The following is a 14,424-nucleotide window of genomic DNA, read 5'->3' as shown; positions in this document are numbered from 1 at the left end:
TCTATTCCAGCGTGACGTTGGCCTGCCGGGTCAGCGCCGTCATGCGCGCGAGTTCGGTGCGGAAGAAAGCCTTGCTGGCATCGGGCGGAGTGCAGCGGATGGTGTAGCCCTGGGCGATGAGCGCGTTGCGGGCCTCGGGCATGTCGATGGCGGCCTTCAGGGCTTCGTAGAGGTGCTCGGTTTCAGCGGCCGGCAGGCCCGCCGGGCCGATGGCGGCGATCCAGCCTTCGAGGGCATAGTCCGGCAGGCCCTGCTCGGCGATGGTGGGCACATCGGGCAGCTGCGGTGCACGGCTGGTGGTGGTCACGCCGATGGCCCGCAGCGCGCCGCTTTTTATGTGCGGCGCGGCGGGCGCGACGGCGACTACCGCCATCTGCACCTGGCCGCCCAGCACGTCGGCCATCAGCGGCCCCATGCCGCGGTAGGGAATGTGGTGGATGTCGACCCTGGCCTGGCTGACGAACATGTGGGCGCCCAGATGGAGAATGGTGCCGTTGCCCGACGAGCCATAGTTGAGAGCGCCGGGTTTGCTCCTGGCCAGCGCGATCAGTTCCTGCACGTTGCGCGCAGGCACTGCCGGGTTGGTCACCAGCACGAAGGGCGTGGCACCCAGCACGCTGATCGGCGTGATGTCGGCGATGGCGTCGAAGGGGACGTTTTTATAGACGCTGGGGTTCACCACATGGTTGTTGGACACCACGCCGATGGTCAGGCCGTCCTTGGGCGCCCGCACGATCTGCAGCGTGCCGGTGAGGCCGCCGGCACCGGGCAGGTTCTCGATGACGACTGGGCGGCCGAACGATCTGGCCATGCTGGCGCTGATGGCACGGATCGCGCCGTCGGCACCGGAGCCGGCGGACAGCGGCAGGATCACCCGCAATGGTCGGTCGGCGGGCTGGGCGAAGACGCCGCCCGGAACGGCAAGCGCCGTGGCGGCCCAGCCGGTGAAACGGCGGCGGTCGAGCCGCAAGGTGTTTGGGGTGTGCATGGTCTGTCTCTTTTCTCTTTTGTTTTCCTGCCTGATTTGCTGCCGGACTTCCTGTCTGAAACGGCGTGGGCCTGGGCGTGGGCCTGTGCTCAGCCCACCGCGCCCTCGCCTTCCAGCCGCCGGATGTCGTCGGCGCCATAACCCAGGCTGGCCAGTAGTTCGGTGGTGTGCTGGCCGCGTCTGGGCGGCTGCAATCGCACACCCAGCCGCTGGCCGTCCATGGTGAAGGGGAACAGCGCGGCCTGCGCGGTCTGCCCGGCACGTTCGCCGTCCGGTAAGGTGACGTCGGCCAGGGTGCCGGTGGCCTTCAGGTGCTCGTCGTCGAAAAGGTCTTCCGGCCTGGCGATGGGCGCAAAAGGCAGGCCGTGGGCCTCGAAGCGGGACGACAGGTCGGCCACGGTATGGGCTGCCAGGCGGCGACGGAGATCCGGCATCAGCGTGGGACGCGCCTGCACCCGCAGGTTGTTGCTGGCCAGGGCCGGATCGGCCAGCAGGTCGTCGAAACCGAAGATCCTGCAGAACACCGCCCACTGGGCGTCGCTGACCGCCGCCAAAAAGATCTGGCCGTCGGCCACGGTGAACACGTCGTACACCGCCCAGGCCGAGATGCGTTCCGGCATGGGCGCCGCGGCCTGCCCGGTGATGGCGTACTGCAGCATGTGCTGGCCGACCAGGAAGACGTTGTTTTCGAACAGCGCCGACTGCACTTCCTGGCCCCGGCCGGTGTGCATGCGCTGCATCAGCGCACCCAGCGCACCGATGGCGCCGAACATGCCGCCCATGATGTCGTTGACGCTGGTGCCGGCCCGCAGCGGATCACCCGGCCGGCCGGTCATGTAGGCCAGGCCGCCCATCATCTGCACCACCTCGTCGAGAGCGGTGCGGTGCTCGTAGGGGCCAGGCAGAAATCCCTTGTGGCTGACATACACCACCCGCGGGTTGACCTGCGAAAGCGCTGCGTAGTCCAGGCCGTACTTGCCCATGGTGCCGGGCTTGAAGTTCTCCGCCACCACGTCGGCGGTGCCGCAGAGGCGGTGGGCCACCTCGAGCCCGCCGGGGCTGCGCAGGTCCAGCGAAATGCTTTTCTTGTTGCGGTTGAACATGGGAAAGAAACCCGCACCGGCACCCAGCAGGTGGCGTGTGCGGTCGCCGTCGATGGGCTCGACCTTGATGACTTCGGCCCCCATGTCGGCCAGCACCAGGCCGCAGGTGGGCCCCATCACCATGTGGGTGAATTCGACGACCCGGATGCCGGCCAGCGGCAACGCCGGTGGCGACGCTGCCGCAAGGGGATCGGGAACACGGGTGGATTCGGTGGTCATGCGGTGGTCTCCGACGGCTGGCGCAGCTGGAGGGTCTTGGGAAAACCGGCGCGCCAGAGCGTGCCGTGCAGGGTTTCGCCGTCGAGCATGGTCGCCACCTCGCCCCGCAGCGCCAGCAGCGCCTGCAGGTCCAGGCCAGTATCGAAACCCATGCTCTCCAGCAGATAGGCCAGGTCTTCGGTGGTGACGTTGCCGCTGGCGCCGGGCGCATGCGGGCAGCCGCCGATGCCGGCCAGCGACGCGTCGAAACGGCGCATGCCGACCTGCAAGGCCGCATGGCAGTTGGCCAGTCCCAGTCCACGGGTGTCGTGGAAATGGGCGGACCAGAGCCGGTCTCCGGCGATGTGCCGGGCCCGGGCGAACAGGCTGCCGACCATGGCGGGGTCGGCATAACCGACGGTGTCGGCCAGGCTGACGCGGTCGCAGCCGGCGTCCAGCAGGGCCTGCATCAGGCGCAGCACTTCGGCGGGGGCCACCGCGCCCTGCAGGGTGCAGCCGAAAGCCGTGCCCACGCCGCCTTCGATGAAGGTGCGAACGCCGGATGCATCACGTGCGGCCCGCATGCGGGCGACATCGGCGACGACTTCGTCGGGTGTCTTGCGCAGGTTGGCCAGGCTGTGCGCATGGCTGGCGGACAGCGGCACGATGATGGCGTCGGCACCGGCCGCGAAAGCCGATTCGGCGCCACGCAGGTTGGGAACCAGCACCGATGCGGCCAGCCCCGGCAGGGTGCGTGCGACGGCCAGCACTTCGGCGGTGTCGGCCAGCTGCGGCAGGCGGTGGGCCGGCACGAAGGAACCCACCTCGATTTCACGCTGGCCGGCGGCATACGCGGCACGCAGCCAGCGCAGCTTGTCTTCGGTCGGCAGCACACGCGCAATGCTTTGCAGGCCGTCCCGCAGGCCGACCTCGCGGATCACGGCGCGACCGGGCTTATCAGGTAGTCGTTGCATGGTTTGTCTCCAGTGACGCCGAGTCTAGGAGTTCCCTATGATGCCGATCCTGATCATTTGGAAGCCACAACGCGCCCGAATGGAATATCTAAAACCACCCGGCATGTTCACGGAGACCACACCTTGCGTGACCCCGACCTCACCAGCCTGCGTCTGTTCGCAGCCGTCTGCGATGCTCGCAGCATCACCCGCGCCGCCGAGTCGCACGCGCTGGTGGCATCCGCGGTGAGCAAGCGGCTGGCGGCGCTGGAGCAGACCATGGGCACACCCCTGCTGCAACGGCGGCGCCATGGTGTGGTGCCGACCGTCGCGGGCGAGACGCTGCTGGAACACGCCCGCGCCATGCTGGCCAGCGTGGACCGGATCGCCCGCGACATGCAGGCCTACGCGGGCGGCATCCGCGGCCATGTGCGGCTGCTGGCCTCGGCGTCGGCACTGGCCGAATCGCTGGCGGACGACGTGGCGGATTTCCTGCAGCAACCGGCACACCGCGACATCCGCATCGACATGGAGGAACGGGTCAGCCAGGACATCGTGCAGGGCATCGCCGAAGGCTCGGCATCGCTGGGCGTGTGCTGGGACGCGGTCGACAAGGGCGATCTGCACTGGCGCGGCTACCGCAGCGACCGGCTGGCCATCGTGGCGCACCCATCGCACCCGGTGGCCGGGCGGGCGAGCCTGGCATTCACCGAAGTGCTGGGTTACGAACAGGTGGGACTGCCGCTGGCGAGTGCGGTGCAGCGCATGTTGCAGCGTGCGGCGGCGCTGGCCGGCCAGCCGCTGGTCTACCGGGTGCTCGTGGCCAATTTCGAGACCGCGCTGAAGGTCGTGCGAGCAGGCCTGGCGATCAGCGTGGTGCCGGCCGAAGCGGCGGACCTGCCAGCGCGTGCCTACGGGCTGCGGGTGATTCCCCTGACGGACGACTGGGCGCGGCGCCGGTTCGGCATCTGCAGCCGGGACCCGAGAAGCCTGCAGCCCGCGGCGGCGGCCTTGCTGGAACACCTGGCGGCGGCAGGGGCGATGGAAGACGAGGCCGCCGCCGAAGCGGCTGGACAGAATCAGGCGCGGCCGTAGCGGTCCTCGAACCGCACGATGTCGTCTTCGCCCAGGTAGGCGCCCGACTGCACCTCGATGAGTTCCAGCGGGATCTTGCCGGGGTTCTCCAGCGCATGGACCACACCCACCGGGATGTATACGGACTGGTTTTCGGTCAGCAGCACTTCCTTCTCGCCCAGCAGCACCTTGGCCGTGCCCGACACCACCACCCAGTGCTCGGCGCGGTGGTGGTGCATCTGCACCGACAGCTTGTGGCCGGGTTTGACGGTGATGCGCTTGACCTGGTAACGGTCGGCGTGGTCGATGGAATCGTACGACCCCCAGGGGCGGAACACCTCGCGGTGCAGGCTGGCCTCGGGGCGTTTGCCGGCCTTCAGGCGGTCGACGATCTTCTTGACGTCCTGCACCGAATCCTTGGAGGCGACCAGCACCGCGTCCGATGTCTCGACGATCATCACGTTCTCGAGACCGATGGCGGCGACCAGGCGGTGGCCGGCGTGCACATAACTGTTCTTGACGCCCTGCAGCATCACGTCGCCGCGCGCCGCGTTGCCGTCGGCGTCCTTGGCGGCGACATCCCACACCGCGCCCCAGGCGCCGACATCGCTCCAGCCGGCCGACAGGGGCACGACCTGGACCTTGTCGGACTTCTCCATCACCGCGTAGTCGATGGAATCTTCCGGCGATGCGGAAAAAGCCTCCTTGTCCAGCCGCAGGAAGTCCAGGTCGGACCTGGCCTTGCCGACCGCTTCGCGTGCGGCATTGGCCACCGCGGGGCTGAACTTGTCCAGTTCGGCCAGGAGCACCGAGGCCTTGAACAGGAACATGCCGCTGTTCCACAGGTGACGGCCTCCGGCGACATATTGCTGCGCGGTGGCCAGGTCGGGTTTCTCGACGAAGGCGGTGACGGGAATGGCCTGCAGGCCGTCGACACGCGCCTCGACCTGGATGTAGCCGTAACCGGTTTCAGGTGCGGTCGGCACGATGCCGAAGGTGACCAGCGCGCCGGCCTCGGCGGCGGGTACGCCGGCTTCGACGGCCTTCTGGAAGGCGGCCGTGTCGGCGATGACATGGTCCGCAGCCAACACCAGCAGCAGCGGGTCGGCGCCGTGGGCCATGGCGGCGGCGGCGGCGGCGGCGATGGCCGGAGCGGTGTTGCGGCCGACGGGTTCGAGCAGGATGGCCTGTGCCTTGATGCCCAGTACGTTCAGCTGCTCGCCGAGGATGAAACGGTGGTTCTCGTTACCCACCACGATGGGAGCTTCCACACCAGGCAGGCCCTTCAGCCGAGACAGCGTGAGCTGGAACATGGTGCGTTCTTCTGTCACGCCGATGAACTGCTTCGGATAGGACGACCTCGACAAGGGCCAAAGACGGGTGCCGGAACCGCCGGACAGGATGACTGGAACCAACATCTAATTCTCCCTGACAAACCGATACAAACTGCTATCGAGTATAGCCAGCGCCCTCTGTCGGGTAGCTGTCTGTCTCAGTGGTCGTGATGCAGGTAATCCGGCTGTTTCGGCAGACGCAGGCTGACCAGGAAGGAGATGGCCATCATCACCGTCACATACCAGTAGAAGCTTTGCTGGTGGCCGGCATCCTTCAAATACAACGCCACGTATTCAGCCGTGCCACCGAACACCGCATTGGCGATGGCATAGGCAAAACCGACACCGAGCGCACGCACCTGCGGCGGGAACATCTCGGCCTTCACCAGGCCGCTGATGGAGGTGTAGAAACTCACGATGGCCAACGCCAGCACGATCAGGCCGAAGGCGGCGATGGGGCTCCTGACCGTCTGCAGCGCCAGCAGGATGGGCACGGTGGCCACGGTGCCGAGCGCGCCGAAAAGCATCATCGAATTGCGGCGGCCGATGCGGTCGGCCAGTGCACCGAACAGCGGCTGCATGAGCATGTAGGCGAAAAGCGCCCAGGTCATGATTTCGGTGGCGGTGCGCGCCGACATGCCGGCCGAGTTCACCAGGTACTTCTGCATGTAAGTGGTGAAGGTATAGAAGATCAAAGAGCCGCCGGCGGTGTAGCCCAGCACCGTCAGGAACGCGGGCGTGTGGTTGCGGAACAGCGCTTTCAGGCTTCCGGCTTCCTTGTTCGCTCGGGTCTCGGCGGTCGAGGTTTCCTTCAGCGTGCGGCGCAGCAGCATGGCAACCACGGCGGTGACCGCGCCGATGACGAAGGGAATGCGCCAGCCCCAGGCATGCAGTTCGGCGTCCGACAGGAAACCCTGCATCACCACGATTACCAGCGCTGCCAACAACTGGCCGCCGATCAGCGTGACGTACTGGAAAGAGGCGAAGAAACCGCGCCGGCCGCGCAATGCGACCTCGCTCATGTAGGTGGCCGATGCGCCGTATTCGCCGCCGACCGACAAGCCTTGCAGCAGGCGGGCCAGCAGCAGCAGCGCGGGCGCCGCGACGCCGATGGAATCGTAGGTCGGCAGGCAGGCGATGAGCAACGACCCCCCTCCCATCATCACCACCGAAATGACCATCGACAGCTTGCGGCCGTACTTGTCACCGATCAGGCCGAACAGCCAGCCGCCGATGGGCCGCATCAGGAAACCCGCAGCGAACACGCCCGCGGTGCTGAGCAGTTGCACCGTCGGGTCGGCCTTGGGAAAGAACGACGCCGCGAAGTACAGCGCGCTGAAGGCATACACATAGAAATCGAACCACTCGACCAGGTTGCCGGACGAGGCGGCGACGATGGCGAAAACCCGTTCGCGGACTTCCTTGGGTGTATAGGGGCGAGGCGCCGCGACAGCGGGCGCGGACGTGGATGCGTTGGAGGTCATGTCGGATCTGTTGTTTTGTTTGTTCGTCCTCATCATCCGCAAGCACGGTGCAGGCGAAGTTACCTAGGGTAACCCCGTAAAACTACCGGATGGTTTCACCGAGGGGCGCCGCGTCGCCGCACGCCCTTGTGTTAACGCTCGTAACGCTAACATCGGGTCCATTTCGCCTTTCGGCACACCACCCTTTCCAGCATGCTCCCGGACACAACCGAACCACCGATGTCCCAGGTCCTCGACGACCTGGCCCTGCAGGTGCATGCCAGCCGCGAATCGCTGCTGCTCGCCATCGAGGTGGCCGAGGTCGGAACCTGGGACCTCGACCTCCGTACACAGGTGCTCAGCTGGCCGCCGCGCACCAAGGCCATGTTCGGCATTTCGCCAGACGTGCCGTGCGACATGAACGACTTCTACGCCGGCCTGCATCCGGACGACCGCGCTGCCACCGCCGAAGCCTTCGCGTCTGCCCTGGACCCCGAACGCCGCGCCACCTACGACGTGGAATACCGCACCGTCGGCAAGGAAGACGGCCTGGTCCGCTGGGTGGCCGCCAAGGGCCGTGGTGTCTTCGACGAAGAAGGCAACTGCGTCCGCGCCCTGGGCACCGCCATCGACATCAGCGCACACCGCGCCGCCGCCGCCCGCCAGGCGTTTCTGCTGGGGTTCGTCGATGCCCTGCGACCCCTGTCCGATCCGCGCGACATGCTGTTCGAGTCGGTACGCCGATTGCGCCAGCATCTGGGCGCGAGCCGGGTCGGATATGCCGAAATACGCGACCACGAACAGACCGCCGTGCTCGACATCGACGATGTGTCGGGCGTTCCTTCGCTTGCCGGCCAATACCCGCTGCGCAGCTTCGGCGACGGCAATATCGCACTGCTCGAACAAGGCATCACCGCCGTCTTCGACGACGCCGCGCAAGCGGCCGGAAACGTCGACTTCCATCTGGAGACCATGCAGATCCACGGGCAGATCGCCGTTCCCTTCTTGAAGGACGGTCGACTGCGCGCGGCGCTGTATGTGCACAGCGCATCGCCGCGCCGCTGGCACGCCGAGGAAATCGCGCTGGTGGAAGACGTCGCCTCACGCACCTGGGACGCGGCCGAACGGGCCCGCGCCGAACAGGCCCTGCGCGACGAAAGCCTGGCGCTGGAAACCCTCAACCACACCGGAGCCCTGCTGGCCGGCGAATTGGGCCTGGACAGCGTGGTGCAGCGGGTGGTGGACGCCTGCCGTGAACTGACCGGCGCGCAGTTCGGCGCGTTTTTCTACACCGTGCCTGACGACGACGGCGGCAGCTACCAGCTGTATGCGCTGTCGGGGGTCGAGCGCTCGGCGTTCGCCGACTTCCCCATGCCGCGCGCCACCGCGCTCTTCGGTCCGACATTCCGGGGCGAGGCCATCGTGCGGTCGGCCGACATCAGCCGTGATCCGCGCTATGGCCAGAACAGACCGCATTCCGGCATGCCGGCCGGCCACCTGCCGGTGCGCAGCTACCTGGCGGTGCCGGTGGTGACACGGGCCGACGAAGTGATCGGCACCTTGTTCCTGGGTCATCCGCAGCCGGACGTGTTTACGGCCCGCGCCGAACGCATCGCCACCGGCATGGCGTCGCAGGCGGCCATCGCCATCGACAATGCGCGGCTGTTCCGGGCCGCCCAGCGCGCCCAGGAAACCCTGCAGCAGCGGGTGGCCGAGCGTGGCGCCGAACTGGAACGAGCGCACGAGCAACTGCGCCAGGCCCAGAAGATGGAAGCGGTGGGCCAGCTCACCGGCGGCATCGCGCACGACTTCAACAACCTGCTGCAGGGCATCACCGGATCGTTGGAGATCGTGCGCCGCCGCATTGCCGCCGGTCGCCACGACGACCTGTCGCGTTTCATCGACGGCGCCATCCAGTCGGCGCGCCGCGCTGCGGCCCTCACCCATCGGTTGCTGGCGTTTTCGCGCCGGCAACCGCTGGCGCCGCGGGCGGTGCTGGTCAACCCGCTGGTGACGTCGATGGAAGAACTGCTGCGCCGCACGCTGGGCGAACGCATCGCCCTGCGACTGGACCTGCAGCCGCAGTTGTGGACCACCCGCTGCGACGTCAACCAGCTGGAAAACGCCATCCTCAACCTGTGCATCAACGCCCGGGACGCCATGCCGCACGGGGGCGACCTGGGTATCCGCACCGGCAATGTCTCGCTGGACCCGGCTGCCGCGGCAGCGCTGGGCGATATCGCGCCGGGCGACTACATCTGCGTGCAGGTTGCCGACACCGGCACCGGCATGAGCCCCGAAGTGCTGTCCAAGGCATTCGACCCCTTCTTCACCACCAAGGCCATCGGCCAGGGCACCGGCCTGGGCCTGTCGATGATCTACGGCTTCGTGCGGCAGTCCGAAGGCCATGTCGGCATTACCAGCGAAGCCGGGCGCGGAACCACCGTCCGGCTGCTGTTGCCGCGCCATGCCGGCGACGCGGATGCCGATGAAACCCTGGCGCCGCCGGAGCCGCAGCTTCCCGCCCGGCGCGGCGAAACCGTGCTGGTGGTGGAAGACGAAACCGTGGTGCGCAGCCTCATCGTCGAGGTGCTGCATGAACTCGGCTATCACGCGCTGGAGGCTGCCGACGGGCCGTCCGGGCTGGCGGTCCTCCAATCGGACGCACACATCGATCTGCTGGTGACCGACATCGGCTTGCCCGGTCTCAACGGCCGCCAGGTGGCCAATGCCGCCCGCCTGCAGCGGCCCGACCTGCGGGTGCTTTTCATGACCGGTTATGCCGAGACCGCCGCCGCCGCCCAGGGTTTCCTGGAGCCGGGCATGGAGCTGCTGACCAAACCCTTCACCATGGACGTGCTGGCAGCACGCCTGCGGTCGATGGTGAAAGGCGGGCGTTGATGCACCGCTGGTTCCTTGCGGGATTGCTGTGCCTGGGCATGCACCTCGGCGCCCAGCCCCTGCCGCCCGGAGTGCAGCTGGGCATGAGCGTCGCGGAACTGCTGCGGGTCCTGCCCGCCATCGAACGGGTGCGCCGGCCGGAACGGCTGGCCGGCGGCCTGGCCGGAAGCTGGCGGCTGGACCATTCGGCACTGGCCGGATTGACCGGTGCACAGGTCTTCTTTTTTGCCGGCGGGCAACTGCGCCGTGTCGAGTTCCAGGTAGAGCCGGCCAGCGATGCCGCCTTCCAGCAACTGCTGGACTGGGGCCGCCAGCAGTACGGCCCCGAACGCCCGGCCCAGGACGCCGTCAGCCGTTACGCGGCCTGGAGCACGCCGGACACCGACATCTATCTGCGCCTGATGACCTCGTCCCGCCCGGGACTCAGCCTGGTGACCAGCGCCCGCCCGCCACGCGACGACCGGGCGCTGTGAGCCGATTCGGCGGGCAGGTTCAACCCGTGTTGCGCAGCCCCGCTGCGATGCCGTTGATGGAGATGTGGATACCGGTCTGCACCCTTTCGTCGCCCTGCCCGGCCCGATAGCGCCGCATCAGCTCGATCTGCAGGTGGTGCAGCGGGTCGATGTAGGGGAAACGGTGGCGGATGGAGCGTGACAGCGAGCTGTTGTGCGCCAGCCGCTGCTTGTCGCCGGTGATCAGCGCCAGCGCGTCGTTGGTGCGTTTCCATTCGGCCTCGATCATGCCGAAGACCTTCTTGCGCAGCCGGGTGTCGGTGACCAGTTCGGAATAACGCCCGGCCAGCGCCGGATCGCTCTTGGCCAGCACCATGTCCATGTTGGACAGCAGGGTCTTGAAGAACGGCCATTGCTTGTACATCTTCTGCAGCAGCGCGACGCGGCCGGTGCGTTCGGCCTTGGTGGCGGGCGATGCGCCCTCGGCCAGGAAGGCTTCGACCGCCGCGCCGAAACCGTACCAGCCCGGCAATGTCAGCCGGCACTGGCCCCAGCTGAAGGACCAGGGCACGGCACGCAGGTCCTCGATGTTCTGCTGGGCCTTGCGGGATGCGGGGCGAGAGCCGAGGTTGAGTTCGGCGATCTCGCGGATGGGCGTGGAGCCGAAGAAGTAATCGGTGAAACCCGGCGTTTCGTAGACCAGGCGGCGGTACGCATCCATGCTCGCCTGCGACAGCGCATCGGCGATCTGCAGGAACTGCCTGGTCGCCGGTTTGGCCGGCTGCAGCAGCGTGGCTTCGAGTGTGGCCGCCACCAGGGTTTCGAGGTTGCGCCGGCCGATCTCGGGATTGGCATATTTGGAGCCGATGACCTCGCCCTGCTCGGTCAGGCGGATCTGCCCGCGCACCGTGCCGGCCGGCTGCGCCAGGATGGCCTGGTAGCTGGGGCCGCCGCCGCGGCCCACGGTGCCGCCCCGGCCGTGGAACATGCGCAGCTGGATGGGCGTGGGCGGCACGGCGGGCGCGTCCGATTTCGGATCGGCGGGCAGGCCCTCGAGCGCCATGGCGTCGAAGAACTCGACCAGCGCGCCGCCGGTACGGTAAAGCTCCCAGTTGCTGGTGAAGATGCCGCCGTCCTTGTTGCTGTCGGAATAACCCAGCATCACGTCCTGTTCGCCGCCGCTGCGCTGCACCAGCGCGGCAATGCCGGGCAGGCGGTAGAAGTCCCGCATGATGGGTGTCGAGCTTCGCAGGTCGCCGATGGTCTCGAACAGCGGCACGACGATCAGGTCGTTGACCGCGCCGGCATCCAGCGTGCCGCGCATCAGGCCCACTTCCTTCTGCAGCAGCAGCACTTCCAGCAGGTCGCTGACCGCCTCGGTGTGGCTGATGATGTAGTGGCGGATGGCGTTCTTGCCGTAGCGCTCGCGCATGCGGCGGGCCGCTTCGAAGATGGCGATCTCGCTGCGCGCCAGGTCGGAATATTCGATGCCGTTGACCCGCAGGGTGCGTGCATCGTTCAGCAGCGACATCAGCAGCTTGCGTCTGGCGGCTTCGTCCAGCTTCGAATAATCGGCCTCGATGCGCGCGGTCATCAGCAGTTCGGCGACCACCGCTTCGTGTTTGTCCGAACTCTGCCGCAGGTCCACCGTGGCCAGGTGGAAACCGAACACTTCCGCCGTCCGGATCAGCGGTTTCAGGCGCTGCTGGGCGATGGCTTCGCCGTGCTGGGCCAGCAAGGATGTTTCGATGATGCGCAGGTCGGCCACCAGCTCTTCGGCCAGCAGGTAGGGGTTCTGCGGTGCGACGGCGTGACGGGCAGCCTCGCCACCGGTCAGGCTCTTCAGCGTGGCGGCCAGCCGGGCGTACATGCCGGTGAGTGCGCGGCGGTAGGGCTCGTCCTGGCGGTGTTCGCTCTGGTCGGGGCTGCGCTCGGCCAGTGCCTGCATCTCGGGGCTGAAATCCACCAGCCGGGCCGACAGCGACAACTCCGCGCCCAGGCGGTGCAGTTCGGTCAGCATGTGGCGGATGGAGACCTCGCTCTGGCGTCGCAGCGCGTATTCGAGCGTCTCGGCGGTGACGTTGGGGTTGCCGTCGCGGTCGCCGCCGATCCACTGGCCCATGCGGAAAAAACTGGCGACCGGGTAGGCGCCCAGTTCGCGCTCCAGGCCTGCGTACAGGCGCGGTACCTCGCGCAGGAAGGTGGCTTCGTAGTACGACAGCGCATTTTCGATCTCGTCGCTCACCGTCAGCCGGCTGTAGCGCAGCAGCCGGGTATGCCACAGCTGCATGACACGGGCGCGCAACTGGGCTTCGTTGGCGGCCAGCTCGCGGGGCGCCAGGGCGTCCTTGACCGAACCCGAGAACTGGGCGCGGGCCTTGATCTCGTCACGCGCGGTAAGCAGTTGGGCGATGCCGCGCTCGGCGTCCAGGATGCTCTTTCGCTGCACCTCGGTCGGGTGGGCGGTCAGCACCGGCGACACGTAGCTGTGGGCCAGTGTCTGCGAAAGGGCGCGCGGCGAGACGCCGGCCCAGCGCAGGCGCGCCAGGGCGACATCGATGCTGCCCTCTTGTGTGTCGCCGGCGCGTTCGTGTTCGACGCGGCGGCGGATGTAGTGGCGGTCTTCGGCCAGGTTGGCCAGGTGGCTGAAGTAGGTGAAGGCGCGGATCACGCTCACCGTCTGGTCAGCGCTGAGCGACTTCAGCAGTTTCTTGAGCGCCCGGTCGGCGTCCTGGTCGGCATCGCGGCGAAAGGCCACCGACAGCTTGCGCACCAGCTCGATCAATTCGTAGGCGGGTTGGCCGTCGGTCTCGCGGATCACGTCACCGAGGATCCGGCCCAGCAGGCGAATGTCGTCCACCAGCGGTTGCTCGATGTCCTTGCGGCGCCGGGTGGGCGTCACGGTTTCGGCCTTGTCGGTGGGCTGCACGGCTGTTCTCCTCGGTATGGGGACGGTCTGGTTTTGATGCGCTGCAGCAATGCTAGCATCGCCGGCTTTGCCGCCGGACCCCTTTTCGCCGTGAGCCAGAACCCGCTTTCCATCGTCATCGCCACCCGCGAAAGCCGCCTCGCGCTGTGGCAGGCCGACCATGTGGCCGACCTGCTGCGCAAGCTCGGCCACACGGTCAGCCTGCTGGGCATGACCACCCAGGGCGACAGAATCCTCGACCGATCGCTCAGCAAGGTGGGCGGCAAGGGGCTGTTCGTGAAGGAACTGGAAACCGCGCTGGAAGACGGCCGGGCCGACATCGCCGTGCATTGCCTCAAGGATGTGCCGATGGACCTGCCGGAAGGCTTCGAGATGGCCTGCGTGATGGACCGCGAGGATCCGCGCGATGCTTTCGTCTCCAACCGGTACGAGTCTCTCGACGCCCTGCCGCAGGGCGCGGTGGTCGGCACTTCCAGCCTGCGCCGCCAGGTGCTGCTGCGGGCTTTGCGGCCCGACCTGAAGGTGGAACCGCTGCGCGGCAATCTGGACACCCGGCTGCGCAAGCTCGATGAAGGCGGATACGACGCCATCGTGCTGGCCGCGGCCGGGCTGATCCGGCTCGGCCTGCAGTCACGCATCCGCTTCGCCTTTTCGCCGGACCACGAGATGTTGCCGGCCGCCGGCCAGGGCGCGCTGGGCATCGAGATCCGCATCGGGCGCCACGACCTGAGCGCCGCGCTGGCACCCCTCGACCATGCACCCACCTGGCTCACCAGCAGCGCCGAACGCGCGGTGAGCCGCGCCATGGGCGGCAGCTGCTCGATGCCGCTGGCGGCCTTCGCGACCCTGGCCGGCGACCAGTTGCGACTGCGGGCGGCCTGGGGCGACCCTGAAGGTGACGGCAGCCTGATCCAGGTGGAAGTTTCTGGCGCAGTGAGGTCACCCGATGACGCCGCCCTGCTCGGTGAAGAGGCTGCCCGCCAGTTGCGCGCCGGCGGCGCGCACTGAGGCACGTCGCCACAGCATCGC

General features: G+C 67.6%; 10 protein-coding genes. 4 read left to right on the top strand and 6 right to left on the bottom strand.

All coding sequences use genetic code 11. The annotated features are described in order from the left end of the window. Position 1 precedes the first annotated feature (1 nt). The 3 genes from AC3ANW_RS04900 to AC3ANW_RS04890 form a co-directional block, all read right to left on the bottom strand. Entirely contained in the window at positions 2-988 is a 987-nt protein-coding gene (locus AC3ANW_RS04900; RefSeq protein ID WP_488344082.1) for a Bug family tripartite tricarboxylate transporter substrate binding protein, read from the bottom strand. A gap of 89 nt (positions 989-1,077) precedes the next feature. Beyond that, positions 1,078-2,310 (bottom strand): CaiB/BaiF CoA transferase family protein, encoded by a 1,233-nt coding sequence (locus tag AC3ANW_RS04895; RefSeq protein WP_488344081.1) that lies wholly within the window; start codon positions 2,308-2,310, stop codon positions 1,078-1,080. Next, a complete protein-coding gene (locus tag AC3ANW_RS04890; protein ID WP_488344080.1) occupies positions 2,307-3,263 on the bottom strand; it encodes a hydroxymethylglutaryl-CoA lyase in 957 nt (318 codons plus the stop codon). The genes AC3ANW_RS04895 and AC3ANW_RS04890 overlap by 4 nt, the downstream gene beginning before the upstream one ends. Before the next feature lie 123 nt (positions 3,264-3,386). On the opposite strand from AC3ANW_RS04890, the gene AC3ANW_RS04885 reads away from it, so the two are divergent. Next, positions 3,387-4,337: a LysR family transcriptional regulator gene (locus tag AC3ANW_RS04885; protein ID WP_488344079.1), complete on the top strand. Its 951-nt coding sequence runs from the start codon at positions 3,387-3,389 to the stop codon at positions 4,335-4,337. On the opposite strand, the gene AC3ANW_RS04880 is transcribed toward AC3ANW_RS04885, so the two are convergent. Together AC3ANW_RS04880 and AC3ANW_RS04875 are read right to left on the bottom strand one after the other, a co-directional pair. Continuing rightward, the gene (locus tag AC3ANW_RS04880; protein ID WP_488344078.1) at positions 4,322-5,734 is read right to left on the bottom strand and encodes a mannose-1-phosphate guanylyltransferase/mannose-6-phosphate isomerase; all 1,413 of its coding nucleotides are present in this window, start codon (positions 5,732-5,734) and stop codon (positions 4,322-4,324) included. The genes AC3ANW_RS04885 and AC3ANW_RS04880 overlap by 16 nt on opposite strands. 74 nt (positions 5,735-5,808) lie before the next feature. Continuing rightward, positions 5,809-7,134, bottom strand: a complete 1,326-nt coding sequence (locus tag AC3ANW_RS04875; RefSeq protein ID WP_488344077.1) for an MFS family transporter — start codon at positions 7,132-7,134, stop codon at positions 5,809-5,811. 219 nt (positions 7,135-7,353) lie between these two features. On the opposite strand from AC3ANW_RS04875, the gene AC3ANW_RS04870 reads away from it, so the two are divergent. Together AC3ANW_RS04870 and AC3ANW_RS04865 are read left to right on the top strand one after the other, a co-directional pair. Next, the gene (locus AC3ANW_RS04870) at positions 7,354-10,014 is read left to right on the top strand and encodes a GAF domain-containing protein (protein ID WP_488344076.1); all 2,661 of its coding nucleotides are present in this window, start codon (positions 7,354-7,356) and stop codon (positions 10,012-10,014) included. Next, the gene (locus AC3ANW_RS04865) at positions 10,014-10,487 is read left to right on the top strand and encodes a hypothetical protein (protein ID WP_488344075.1); all 474 of its coding nucleotides are present in this window, start codon (positions 10,014-10,016) and stop codon (positions 10,485-10,487) included. Before AC3ANW_RS04870 ends, AC3ANW_RS04865 begins: the two co-directional genes overlap by 1 nt. A gap of 19 nt (positions 10,488-10,506) precedes the next feature. Here AC3ANW_RS04865 and ppc read toward each other — a convergent pair whose 3' ends face one another. Then, complete coding sequence (gene ppc / locus AC3ANW_RS04860) at positions 10,507-13,557, bottom strand: phosphoenolpyruvate carboxylase (RefSeq protein ID WP_488344074.1); 3,051 nt, start codon at positions 13,555-13,557, stop codon at positions 10,507-10,509. Between ppc and hemC the strand changes: the two genes are divergently transcribed. Next, entirely contained in the window at positions 13,486-14,403 is a 918-nt protein-coding gene (hemC, locus tag AC3ANW_RS04855) for a hydroxymethylbilane synthase (RefSeq protein WP_488344073.1), read from the top strand. The two genes, ppc and hemC, sit on opposite strands and share 72 nt — an antisense overlap. Positions 14,404-14,424: the final 21 nt, after the last annotated feature.

Source organism: Xylophilus sp. PBN-3R, assembly GCF_057747805.1.
This window is presented reverse-complemented; position numbering and strand designations above follow the sequence as displayed.

Bases quoted from the DNA above. Each gene is read 5' to 3' on its own strand.
- AC3ANW_RS04880 (WP_488344078.1), bottom strand. From the start codon at position 5,734: ATGTTGGTTCCAGTCATCCTGTCCGGCGGTTCCGGCACCCGTCTTTGG.
- ppc (WP_488344074.1), bottom strand. From the start codon at position 13,557: ATGGTCGGCCTGCCACAGCGCGAGGCGGCTTTCGCGGGTGGCGATGAC.
- AC3ANW_RS04890 (WP_488344080.1), bottom strand. From the start codon at position 3,263: ATGCAACGACTACCTGATAAGCCCGGTCGCGCCGTGATCCGCGAGGTC.
- AC3ANW_RS04865 (WP_488344075.1), top strand. From the start codon at position 10,014: ATGCACCGCTGGTTCCTTGCGGGATTGCTGTGCCTGGGCATGCACCTC.
- AC3ANW_RS04875 (WP_488344077.1), bottom strand. From the start codon at position 7,134: ATGACCTCCAACGCATCCACGTCCGCGCCCGCTGTCGCGGCGCCTCGC.
- AC3ANW_RS04895 (WP_488344081.1), bottom strand. From the start codon at position 2,310: ATGACCACCGAATCCACCCGTGTTCCCGATCCCCTTGCGGCAGCGTCG.
- AC3ANW_RS04900 (WP_488344082.1), bottom strand. From the start codon at position 988: ATGCACACCCCAAACACCTTGCGGCTCGACCGCCGCCGTTTCACCGGC.
- AC3ANW_RS04870 (WP_488344076.1), top strand. From the start codon at position 7,354: ATGTCCCAGGTCCTCGACGACCTGGCCCTGCAGGTGCATGCCAGCCGC.